The organism is Streptomyces zhihengii, assembly GCF_016919245.1.
Taxonomy (GTDB): Bacteria; Actinomycetota; Actinomycetes; order Streptomycetales; family Streptomycetaceae; genus Streptomyces; species Streptomyces zhihengii.
In genome coordinates, this window is sequence record NZ_JAFEJA010000001.1 from 5,532,474 (window position 1) to 5,543,755 (window position 11,282).

Sequence of the window (11,282 nt, forward strand, 5' to 3'; positions counted from 1 at the left end):
GCCCCGCCCCGGCGGGATCAGCGCTCGCCGCCCGTCGCGCCGCCGCTGCCCCCTCCCGTTCCGGCCGCGCCGGTGAACTTGTCGCGGAGCCGGCCGCCGAGGTCGCCCGCGCCGCCCGCTATGTCGCCGACGAGCTTCATCAGCGGATCCTTGCTGGTGCGCACCGAGTCGGCGTAGTGGGACGCGGACTCGCGGAAGGAGTCGGTCACCGAGGTGTCCTTGTCCTCGGAGCGGCGCGGGTAGTGCCCGTCCATGATCCGCTGGTGGTCACGGCTCTCGGCCCACCGCTTCAGCTCCGCGGCGCGGACCGTGGTGAACGGGTGGGAGCGGGGGAGGACGTTGAGGATCTTCAGCACCGAGTCGCGCAGGTCGCCGCCCGCCTCGTACTCCTCCGCCTGCTTGAGGAAGGCGTCGACGTTCATCTCGTGGAGGTGGTTGCCTCCGGCTATCTTCATCAGGCCCCGCATCGACGCCTGGAGGTCCTGGCCCACCAGCAGACCGGCCCGGTCCGCCGAGAGCTCCGACTTGCGGAACCACTCGCGCAGCGCCGTCACGATCGCCATGATCGCCACGTTCCCCAGGGGGATCCAGGCGACCTTCACCGCGAGGCCGGTGAGGAAGAGCAGGATGGTGCGGTAGACCGAGTGACCGGAGAGGGCGTGGCCCACCTCGTGGCCGACGACGGCCCGCATCTCCTCCTCGTCGAGCAGCTCCACGAGCCCGGTCGTCACCACGATGATGGGCTCGTCGAGGCCGATGCACATGGCGTTCGGCTTGGGGTCCTGGGTCACGTACATCGCGGGGACCTTCTCCAGGTCCAGGATGTAGCAGGCGTCCCTGAGCATGGTGTGCAGATGCGCGAACTGATCGTCGCTCACCCGCACGGAGTCGGAGAGGAACAGCAGGCGCAGGCTGCGCTCGGGCAGCAGTCCGCTGAGCGCCTTGAAGACGGTGTCGAAGCCGCTGAGCTTGCGCAGCGCCACCAGCGCCGAGCGGTCCGCGGGATGTTCGTAGGCCCGTGAGGAGATGTCCTCGAAGCGCCGGCGCCTCCTGCTCGGCGCGTGCTCCTGACCTTCGGTCATGATGCCCCCTGTGTGTCGCGAGTCGTGCTCGTCCCCCTGACAGGACCCCAGCGTAGGTGCTGGTGCCGAGGCGTGACGGAGCCTGTGGACAACCTCAACGACCGAGTCGCCGTGAGCGTGCCCGAGCGGCCCGCATACGATGTGCGCGAAGTCTCCCCGCCCGGATCCCCCGATGAAAAGGTCCTGCTGAAGATGAGCCTCACGAGCGCCGCCGCCAACCTGGTCACTCTCGCCGAGGGCGCCGAGCACGGCGGCAATCACGCAAGCCTGAGCCCCTACCTCACCGGTATCGGCGCCTTCGTCGCGCTGATGCTGCTGCTGTGGATCACGACCCGCTTCAACCGCGACCGCTGAGTCGGGGCCGGCGGCCCGTGCCAGTAGGCTCTGCACGCATGGGAGAGCAGAACGCGGCGGCGGTTACCGGCTCCGGCAAGCGCCGGCTGGGTGTGATGGGCGGGACCTTCGACCCGATCCATCACGGGCACTTGGTGGCCGCCAGCGAGGTGGCCGCCCTGTTCCACCTCGACGAGGTGGTCTTCGTGCCGACCGGGCAGCCGTGGCAGAAGAGTCATCAGCACGTGTCACCGGCCGAGGACCGCTATCTGATGACGGTCATCGCCACGGCGTCCAACCCGCAGTTCTCGGTGAGCCGCATCGACATCGACCGCGGTGGTCCGACGTACACCAGCGACACCCTGAAGGACCTGCGCGATCTCAACGACGACGCGGACCTCTTCTTCATCACCGGCGCCGACGCGCTCTCCCAGATCCTCGGCTGGCGGAACGCCTCGGAACTGTTCTCGCTCGCCCACTTCATCGGGGTGACGCGCCCCGGCCACGATCTGACCGACGACGGGCTGCCGGAGGGCGGTGTCTCCCTGGTGGAGGTGCCCGCCCTGGCGATCTCGTCGACCGACTGCCGGGAGAGGGTCGCCCAGGGCGACCCGGTCTGGTATCTGGTGCCGGACGGTGTGGTCCGCTACATCGACAAGCGCCAGTTGTACCGCGGCCAGTGAGCCACGGAGAGGGGCACCGGTGAACGACCAGCAGGACTCCTACGACCCGTACGGGCAGCAGCCCAGGATCGTCGGCTACGACGAGTACGGGCAGCCGGTCTTCCAGCAGCCCCAGCAGTACGACCCTTACGCTCAGCAGTCCTCCCCGTACCCTCAGCAGCCGGGGGACCAGGGCGGCGGGCAGGGCCGGGGATACGACCCGTACCCCGCCCAGGAGCCCTACCCCGCGCAGGATCCCTACGCGGCGCGGGACGCGTACCCCGCCCAGCAGGACCCCTACGCCCCGCAGCAGGACACGGGCGCCTACGGCCGGGCGCCCGGCGGCGGGTACGGCGACACCGCAGGGGGCGGGTACGCGGACACCGCGGGCGGCGGATACACGGACACGACCGCCGTCGGCGGGTACGGCGGCTACGGCGGGCAGCAGTACGGGGAGCGGCCGGCGGCCCAGGGCCACGGCTACGACCCGTACGGCTACGACACCGGCACCCAGCCCGCCGTCGACACCACCCAGCAGTGGAACATCCCTCAGCAGCAGGCCGCCCCCGCGCCCCCGGAGGCGCCCGCCGTCCCGGAGCAGCGCCGGGCGGCGGCCGGGGACGGCGACCTCCGTCCCGGCGGCGACGGCGCCCCCGAGCCGGGGGACCGCGACTACCGCACGGAGCAGTTCGCCTTCATCGAGGAGCCCGACGAGGACTCCGAGGACGTCATCGACTGGCTCAAGTTCACCGAGAGCCGCTCCGAGCGCCGCGAGGAGGCCAAACGCCGCGGCCGCAACCGCGTCCTCGCCCTCGCCGTCGTCCTCGCCCTCGCGCTCGTCGGCGGCGTCGGCTACCTCTGGTACGCGGGCAAGCTGCCCGGGCTGTCGGACGCGAAGACCTCCGCCGGCGCCGCCGCGGGTCCGCAGAAGCGCGACGTGATCGTGGTGCACCTGCACAACACCAAGAGCGAGAAGACCTCCACGGCGCTGCTGGTCGACAACGTCACCACCCGGCAGGGCACCACGGTGCTGCTCCCCAACACCCTGTCGGTCGCCAACGACGACGGCACCGCCACCACCCTCGGCAAGTCCGTCGAGGACGACGGCTCGACCGGCACCCGGGAGGCGATCGGGACCCTGCTCGGGGCGGAGATCTCCGGGACCTGGCGGCTGGACACGCCCTACCTGGAGAACCTGGTCGAGCTGGTCGGCACGATCGACCTGACCACGGACACCGCGGTGCCGGCCGCCAAGAAGGGCGACGCCCCGCTCGTCGGGAAGGGCGAGAACCAGACCCTCGACGGACGCGCCGCCGTGGCCTACGCGACCTGGTCGGCCCCCGGCGAGGCGGAGGAGAAGCAGCTCCAGCGCTTCGGCCAGGTCATGCAGGCCGTGCTGAAGAAGCTGCCCGACGACGGGGCGTCCGCGACCGTGATCGTCGAGACACTGGGGCAGATCCTCGACCCGTCCCTCAACGAGAAGGACCTCGGCAGCTCCCTCGCCGGTCTCGCCGAGCACGCCAAGGGAGGCGACTACAAGACGGCCCTCCTGCCGGTGCAGCAGAACGGCACCCTCACCGAGGAGGCGGCGAACAGCGTCGTCAAGGACGTGCTCGGCGGCTCGGTCAGCGCGCCGGAGGCCGGCGCGGCCGTCCGGGTCGGCGTCCGGAACGCCAGCGGTGACGGCGACGCCACCGAGAAGGCCCGGATCTCGCTGGTCAACGGCGGCTACACCGTCATCGACGGCGGTACGGCGGACACCGCGGGCGCGTCCCGGGTCACCTACGCCGACGACGCCCACAAGGCCAAGGCGGAGGAGGTCGCCAAGACCCTCGGACTGCCCGCGAGCGCGGTCGGCAAGGGCAAGGCGGCGACCAACGCCGATGTGTCGGTGGTCCTCGGTTCCGACTTCAAGGGCTCCGGCACGGCGGACTGACGCCCGCACGCGGACGTGCGACGAGGGGCCGCCCGGCCCGGCGGGCCGGGCGGCCCCTCGTGCCGTACCGCGGCGCCGCCCACCGCCCGCGCCCGGCCGGGGCGGGGCCCGGGCGCGCCGCCCCCGCGGAATACGGGCGAGGTGTGCCGGCGGTCCGTGAGACCCTTGAAGCAACTCTGACCGTCGACGAAAGCCTGCTTGTGACCGCTACCGACCGTTCCATCGAGCTCGTCAATGCCGCCGCCCAGGCGGCCGCCGACCGGCTCGCGCACGACATCATCGCGTACGACGTGAGCGACGTGCTGTCGATCACCGACGCCTTCGTGCTCGCCTCCGCGCCCAACGACCGCCAGGTCAAGTCGATCGTCGACGAGATCGAGGAGCGGCTGAACAAGCAGCTCGGCGCCAAGCCGGTGCGCCGCGAGGGCGACCGCGACGCCCGCTGGATCCTGCTCGACTACGTCGACATCGTCGTCCACGTCCAGCACAGCGAGGAGCGCGTCTTCTACGCGCTGGAGCGCCTGTGGAAGGACTGCCCCGAGCTGCCCCTCCCCGAGGACGCCCGCAAGACGCGCGGCAAGGCGGAGGAGCACGCCCAGCTCGCCGGGAAGGACGCGGAAGGGGAGCTCAACTGAACGGCACGCCGGACGGGGGTGCGGCCGCCGGCGGCCGCACGGAGAAGAAGCGCGGTCGCCGGATCGTCCTGTGGCGGCACGGCCAGACCTCGTGGAACCTGGAGCGCCGCTTCCAGGGCACCACGGACATCGAGCTGACCGAGACGGGCGTGGCCCAGGCGCGGCGTGCCGCCCGCCTGCTCGCGGCGCTGCGGCCGGACGCCGTCGTGGCCTCCGATCTCAAGCGCGCCGCGGCCACCGCGGCCGAGCTGGCCACCCTCACCGGCGTCGACGTCTCCTACGACGCGGCGCTGCGCGAGACGTACGCCGGGGTGTGGCAGGGCCTGACCCACGACGAGATCGTCGCCCGCCACGGTGAGCAGTACGCCGCCTGGAAGCGCGGGGAGCCGGTGCGCCGCGGCGGCGGCGAACTGGAGACCGAGGTCGCCGACCGGGCCGCGCCCGTGGTGCTGCACCACGCCGAGAAGCTGCCCGACGACGGCACGCTCGTGGTGGTCAGCCACGGCGGCACGATCCGCACCACCATCGGGCGGCTGCTCGGCCTGGAGGCCCACCACTGGGAGAGCCTCGGCGGCCTCTCCAACTGCTGCTGGTCGGTCCTGGGCGAGGGCGCACGGGGCTGGCGGCTCATGGAGCACAACGCCGGCACCCTGCCCGAGCCGGTGCTCGGCGACGACACCTGAGCGGTGCCGCGAGGGGCCGCGCCGGACGTCCGTGCCGCGGTCCGTGCCCCCGCGCTTGGGGCCCGGACGGGCTCGCGGCCCGGATTTCACTTTCCGGCAGGTCGCAGGCTAAAGTTCTTCTTGTTCGCAGCGCGGAGCGCGAAGAACACGCGGGGCTATAGCTCAGTTGGTAGAGCGCCTGCATGGCATGCAGGAGGTCAGGAGTTCAATTCTCCTTAGCTCCACAATCCGGATCCCGTCCCCGCAAGGGGGCGGGATTCTGCGTTGTGCCGCCACCCTGCCCGTCATGACACTCTCCGTCATGCGCTGCAGCACCGCACTGACCGCCCTGAGGACCGCCGTCGCACGCCCCCGCTCCGAGACGGCCGGCCGGCCGCGCGGGCGCGGGGGCGGACCTCTCCTCGCGGTCGTCCTCGCCGCACAGTTCATGGCCCTGCTCGACGTCTTCATCGTCAATGTCGCGGCGCCCACCATCCGCGGCGAACTGGCCGCCTCCGGAGCGGGACTTCAGCTCGTCATCGCCGGCTACACCATCGCGTACGCGGTGCTGCTGATCACCGGTGCCCGGCTCGGCGACCTGATCGGACACCGCAGGGCGTACCTGGCCGGGCTCGGTGTCTTCACCGCGGCCTCGCTGGCCTGCGGACTGGCCGCCGGCACCGGCCAGTTGATCGCCTTCCGGCTGGTCCAGGGCGCGGGCGCGGCGGTGATGATCCCCCAGGTGCTCAGCCTGATCCAGCGCAACTTCACCGGCGAGGGGCGGGCCAGGGCCCTGAGCGCCTACTCCGCCGTCCTCGCCACCGGCGCCGCGGCCGGGCAGGTGCTCGGCGGTCTGGTGGTGAGCGCGGACCTGTTCGGCACCAGCTGGCGGCCGGTCTTCCTGGTCAACGTCCCCATCGGGCTGGCGCTGTTCGTCCTCGGCAGGCGGGTGCTGCCGGCGGACCGGGACGAGCGGGCCGAGCACGCGCGGCCGCTCGACCTCATGGGCCTCGCCCTGCTCGCGGCGGCCGTCTCGCTCCTCACCGTCCCCCTGGTGCTCGGGCAGGAGCAGGGCTGGCCGCTGTGGACGCGGCTCTCGCTGGGCGGCGCGGCGGTGGTGTTCACGGCGTTCTGCTTCGCCGAGTCCGCGCTCGCGCGCCGGGGAGGCGCCCCGCTCATCGCGCCGCACGTCCTGCGGATCCCCGGCATGGGCCGCTCCGTGCTGTGGATCGGCGGGGGCATGGCCGTCAACGCGGGGTTCCTGTTCACCCTCACCCTGCATCTCCAGGGCGGCCTCGGCCAGAGTGCCCTGCGCGCGGGGCTGACCTTCGCGCCGATGGCGGTGGTGTTCGGCGTGGTCGGGCTGACCTGGCGGCGGCTGCCCGTCGCCGCGCACCGCTTCCTGGTGCCCGGCGGCTTCGCCCTCGCCGCGGTCACCGTGCTCGCGCTCGGGCTGCTGCTGAGGGACGGCGGCGACGGCGGACCGCTGCTGTACGCGGCGTTCGGGGCCTTCGGCGCCGGGGTGGCGTCCGCCTTCGGACCCGCGCTGACCGGTGCGCTTGCCACCGTCCGCTCCCAGGACGCGGCCGACACCAGCGGTCTGCTGGCGACCGTCACCCAGCTCGGGCAGCTCCTCGGGATCGCCGTCTTCGGGACCCTGTTCCTCGGCCGGCTCGAAGGGGCGGGAGCCTCCGGTTCCGGCGGCGCCCTGTGGGCCTGTGCCCTGGCGCTGTTCGCCGTCTGTGTACTCGGTTCCCTCACCGGTCTCGTTCGCAAACGCCGCTGACCCCGACGCGCCGCCGTGGCAGAATCGGACGGCCGGGAGGGGACACCGGCTGTACGGGAGGGAGCGCACGATGCCCGCCAGCGGCGAGCAAGCCGAGGAGGCTGCCGGTGACCTGCTTGCCACGGCCGGGGCGCGTGCCCGTCTCAGTTGTCCCTCCTGTGGTTCCTCACACGTCGCCCAGGTCCTCGGCGACAACGGCGGTGTGTCGTACGTGTGCACGGCCTGCGGTCACAGCTGGAGCTGAGTGATGGGTGCACACAGGCGGAAATGCGACTGGTGCGGCGGCGGTACGCCCATCGTCAGGGACATGGATCCGGTCAACCCCGAGTACCAGTACTGGTGCGAGGAGTGCGCCAGGGCGCTGATCATAAAAGGCGACCCCATCGAGACGTACCGGGAACTCGAGGGCGAGCCGATCTACGGCCGGCTCCTCGACGAGCACTGCACCCTCAAGCGCTTCTATTCGTTCGCAACGGCGTGAGCCGGCCGGCCCCGTCCGCCGCTCCCCGGGCGCGCGCCCCGCTCGCGCCCGCTGCCGGGCGGCCCGCGGGAGCCCGGGAGGGAAAGGATTTGGAGATGCGCCGACGAGGGCGTTAATGTTCTCTACGTCGCCGCGAGGGAAACCGGGCGGAGGACGCACAGCAAGGGGCTATAGCTCAGTTGGTAGAGCGCCTGCATGGCATGCAGGAGGTCAGGAGTTCAATTCTCCTTAGCTCCACAGGATGAGAAGCGGGTCACCCGGTCAGGGTGGCCCGCTTCTCGTCGTACCGCCGCTCCCGCCCTCGCCGGGACCGGACGCGGCCGGTCCCGGCGAGGGCGGGGCGTCAATCCCGGCCGCTCCCCAGGGCCTTGCGGTTGCTGCTCGGCAGCGCCGGGCGCGACGGCGCCGGTGCCGGGGCGTCCACCTGCTCGATCCGCATCGCCAGCGCCGGGCAGCGGCGCACGGCCCGCTGCGCACGGCCCCGCAGGTGCACCGGGACCACCGCGTCGGCGACGGAGGGGTAGCCGTCCGGGTTGAGCCGGATCAGCTCGGGCACGATGTCGGCGCACAGGCCGTGCCCCTGGCAGAGCGTCCAGTCGATGAAGACCTTCTCGCCGCTGGGGATCGACTCCTCCGCCTCCTCGTAGCCCGGCAGCGGAAGCGGCAGCACGCCCGTGGTGGGCCGCCCGCAGCCGCCGTGCAGCACATGGGCGGCGAGGTCGTCCGTGAACGCGGAGAGCGTCGAGGCGAAGAAGCGCGCCGAACCGTCCGGGTGCTTGCACGCGCCCCGGCCCTTCACGGCCTGGGTGACCTCGCGCAGCGCCTCCAGCGCCGCCGGCCCGCCGCCGTTCATCACATCGGCGAGACCGCCCGCCGCGGCGGGCAGCCCGAGCTTGCACGGCCCGCACTGCCCCGCCGTCTCGGCGGCGAGCCAGTTGGCCACCCGCAGGGACTCGCCGAGCGGGCAGGTCTCCGGTCCGATCGGCAGGATCGCGCCCGCGCCCAGCGCGCCGCCCACGGACGCCAGGGACGCCTTGGAGACGACGGCCTCGTGCACGGCGACCGAGTCGATCCAGTTGCCGTGGTACCCGCCGGTCAGCACGCCCTGCGGCAACGGCGGGGCGCCCGCGAGCTGGAGCACGTAGCGCAGCGGCACGCCCGTCGGCACCTCGACGACCATGGGCCGGGCCACCGCCCCCGAGATCGTCAGCATGACGGTGCCGGGCTCCGAGTCGAGCCCGGTGTGGGCGTACCGCCGGGAGCCGATCCGCGCGGCGACGGCGAGCTGGGCGAACGTCTCCGCGTTCGACAGCAGGGTCGGCGCGCCGCCCACCCCGGAGTCGGCCGCGCGCACCCGGCGCCCGGGCGGCAGCGCGGGGCCGCCGTTCACCGCCCGGATCACCGACGACGCCTCACCGGAGACCATCCGCTCCGGGGTGCGCACCACCCGGGCGCGCAGCGCCTGCCCCCGGCGGTCGGACAGCCCCCGCTCCGCGAGCGCGGCGCGCATCGAGACCTCCGTGGAGTTGCGGGTCACCGCGACGACCAGGGTGCGCGCCCCGAGCGCCTCGGCCGCCAGCAGCGCGCCGTCGAGGATCAGATGGGGCGCGCGGTTGAGCAGCACCGTGTCCTTGCGGCAGGCGGGCTCGCCCTCGCTGCCGTTGACGACGACCACGGGGCGCACCCCGCGCCGGATCGCGGACTTGGCCACGGCGCGCAGCTTCCGGCCGAATGGGAAGCCCGCGCCGCCGCGCCCGGTCAGGGATATCTCCTCGGCGAGCTGCGCGAGCCGCTCGCCGCTCACCGGCTCCAGCGGGCCGTGGACCTTCAGATGCATCTGGAGGTCCAGCCGTTCGACGAGGTCGAAGCCCTGCGTGAGCTGGGGGAGGCCGACGACCCGGACTTCGGGGACGTCGGGGAGGGGGGTGTTCACGGACGTTCTCCTGCGGGTGCGTTCCAGGGTTCTCCGGCGGACGGCCGGAAGAGGGTGTTCGCGGCGGGGTCCTGCGCGTCCCGGCCGGCCGCGTCGCCGGGCGGGAAGGCGGTGGCGGCGCCGTACGGGGCGCCGCCGGGCACCGGGCCGGTCAGGGGGTCCGCCGACGGGCCGGTCAGGGGGGCCGTCAGCGGGTCGGCCGGCGGGTCGAAGGCGGAGGAGGCGTACGGGGGCGCGTCGTACGCGCCCGTCCCGGCGCCGCCGCCCGGGCCGTAGGGAGCGAAGGAGCCCGTGTCACCGGTGCCGTACGGGGCCCCGGCGCCGAACGTCCCGGAGGAGCCGTAGGCGTCCCGGCCCTGCGACGCGCCGTACGCACCGGGAGCCGGTCCGTCGTCGGGGCGGACCGAGCGGGCGGGCGGCGGCGGGGAGGGCGTGGGCCAGACGCCCGGACGAGGGCCCGTCTCGGACACCACGGGTATCTCCTCCGTCATCGGCACCCGCTCGGCGAGCGGGGCGCCCTGCTCGCCGGCGAGCGACACCGCGCGGTACGCCGCGGCCATGCCGGGAGCGCGCCCCGGCGCACGGCCGCCCGGCATCACCACCGGCGACCCCTCCGGCGGCGGGGCCTCATACAGCGGCGGCGAGGGCGCGGCCAGCCGGGGAGGCTGCGGGCGCGACTGACCGGGGAGGGCCTGGGAGTCCTCCCCGTACGGGCGCTGCGCCGGCCCACCGTTCACGCGGTCCATGCGGTCCATGCCAGCGGGTACGGGCGGACGGCCCGTCCCGTTCATCGTCCCGGCGCCCGGCAGGGGCGAGACGCGCAGGTCGCGCTGGGCCTGCTCCTCCGCGGCGGGCGGCTGGGCGCCGCCGCCGGTCAGCGAGACGATCGTGCCGGCGACCCGCCGCTGGAGGTGCCGGGGCAGCATCCTGACCGACACGGCGGTCGCGACACCGGCCAGCGCCAGGCAGTACATGGTGGTCACCCAGGTGGCCGCGGGACGGCCCGCGTACAGGCCGTGCACCAGCGCGAAGCACCACGCCGGGTAGGCGAGCATGTGCAGCGGCCGCCAGCGGCCGGCCACCCGGATGTTGCCCGCCAGCGCGCTGCGCAGGGCGCCGGTGGTCGCGGCGACGACCATCAGGAAGCCGGCCAGCGAACCGAAGCCGATGAGCGCCGACGTGCCGGTCACCCCCAGGCCGAACGGGATCAGGGCGCCGATCAGCGAGACGTGTCCGAGGGACACCTTCACGGTGGCGTGCAGCAGCAGGAAGCCGAGCGAGGCCACCGCGGTGGTCCGGTGGATGCCCTGGGCGAGCAGCCGGTGGCGCGGGGAGAGGAGCAGCCGGTCGGTGGCGAGCAGCCCCCAGGCGACGGAGGCGGTCAGCGACACCAGGGAGAGGACCCCCGTGGTGAAGTCGAGTGCCGCACGGAAGCTGTCACTGCCTCCGACGGCGAGGACGGGGACGAGGATCAACGCGGCCGCGTAGAGGCCGCCTTGTACCGGGCGACTGAGTCCAGGGCCGGCGTCCGGTGACGAACGCCGTGTGAGGCGTGGGTTCATGGGGCGACTCCGAATGGTGCGGGAAAGCGGTCCCGTTGACGCACTCTAGGTCGGCCCATACTGCTCAGTACGAGGTTTCGCAGTTATCCGAGGTGAAGGGCGGACCGCGCGTTCTTGGCTTGCCCTGGATACGGTTGATACGCGGAGTAACCTCAACGACAAGATCACTCGACGGCCTTCCGGCGGTGATCCGCCACTGGTCGGGAGCCG

General features: G+C 73.1%; 10 protein-coding genes and 2 tRNA genes. 9 read left to right on the forward strand and 3 right to left on the reverse strand.

Annotated elements, in window-relative coordinates:
• Positions 1–17: 17 nt before the first annotated feature.
• A complete protein-coding gene (locus JE024_RS23430) occupies positions 18–1,082 on the reverse strand; it encodes a M48 family metallopeptidase (RefSeq protein WP_205375468.1) in 1,065 nt (354 codons plus the stop codon).
• A 72-nt stretch (positions 1,083–1,154) separates the two neighbouring features.
• Here JE024_RS23430 and JE024_RS23435 point away from each other — a divergent pair, with 72 nt between their 5' ends.
• From JE024_RS23435 to JE024_RS23475, 9 genes are all read left to right on the forward strand, one after another.
• A complete protein-coding gene (locus JE024_RS23435) occupies positions 1,155–1,436 on the forward strand; it encodes a hypothetical protein (protein ID WP_205376781.1) in 282 nt (93 codons plus the stop codon).
• A 38-nt stretch (positions 1,437–1,474) separates the two neighbouring features.
• Entirely contained in the window at positions 1,475–2,098 is a 624-nt protein-coding gene (nadD, locus tag JE024_RS23440; protein ID WP_205375469.1) for a nicotinate-nucleotide adenylyltransferase, read from the forward strand.
• Between the two features lie 19 nt (positions 2,099–2,117).
• Positions 2,118–4,013 carry an LCP family protein gene (locus tag JE024_RS23445; protein WP_205375470.1) on the forward strand — a complete coding sequence of 632 codons (1,896 nt, stop codon included), beginning with the start codon at positions 2,118–2,120 and terminating at the stop codon, positions 4,011–4,013.
• 200 nt (positions 4,014–4,213) lie between these two features.
• Positions 4,214–4,648: a ribosome silencing factor gene (rsfS, locus tag JE024_RS23450; RefSeq protein ID WP_205375471.1), complete on the forward strand. Its 435-nt coding sequence runs from the start codon at positions 4,214–4,216 to the stop codon at positions 4,646–4,648.
• Positions 4,645–5,331 carry a histidine phosphatase family protein gene (locus JE024_RS23455; RefSeq protein WP_205376690.1) on the forward strand — a complete coding sequence of 229 codons (687 nt, stop codon included), beginning with the start codon at positions 4,645–4,647 and terminating at the stop codon, positions 5,329–5,331. The genes rsfS and JE024_RS23455 overlap by 4 nt, the downstream gene beginning before the upstream one ends.
• 151 nt (positions 5,332–5,482) lie before the next feature.
• Positions 5,483–5,555 (forward strand) — tRNA-Ala (locus JE024_RS23460).
• Between the two features lie 62 nt (positions 5,556–5,617).
• Positions 5,618–7,096, forward strand: coding sequence for an MFS transporter (locus tag JE024_RS23465; protein ID WP_205375472.1), 1,479 nt, complete (start codon positions 5,618–5,620; stop codon positions 7,094–7,096).
• 247 nt (positions 7,097–7,343) lie between these two features.
• Positions 7,344–7,577: a hypothetical protein gene (locus tag JE024_RS23470; protein WP_147986417.1), complete on the forward strand. Its 234-nt coding sequence runs from the start codon at positions 7,344–7,346 to the stop codon at positions 7,575–7,577.
• 164 nt (positions 7,578–7,741) lie between these two features.
• A tRNA-Ala gene (locus tag JE024_RS23475) sits at positions 7,742–7,814 on the forward strand.
• A 106-nt stretch (positions 7,815–7,920) separates the two neighbouring features.
• On the opposite strand, the gene JE024_RS23480 is transcribed toward JE024_RS23475, so the two are convergent.
• On the reverse strand, positions 7,921–9,510 hold the full coding sequence (locus tag JE024_RS23480) for an NADH-quinone oxidoreductase subunit NuoF family protein (protein ID WP_205375473.1): 1,590 nt from the start codon (positions 9,508–9,510) through the stop codon (positions 7,921–7,923).
• Positions 9,507–11,072, reverse strand: a complete 1,566-nt coding sequence (locus tag JE024_RS23485; protein ID WP_205375474.1) for a ferric reductase-like transmembrane domain-containing protein — start codon at positions 11,070–11,072, stop codon at positions 9,507–9,509. The genes JE024_RS23480 and JE024_RS23485 overlap by 4 nt, the downstream gene beginning before the upstream one ends.
• Positions 11,073–11,282: the final 210 nt, after the last annotated feature.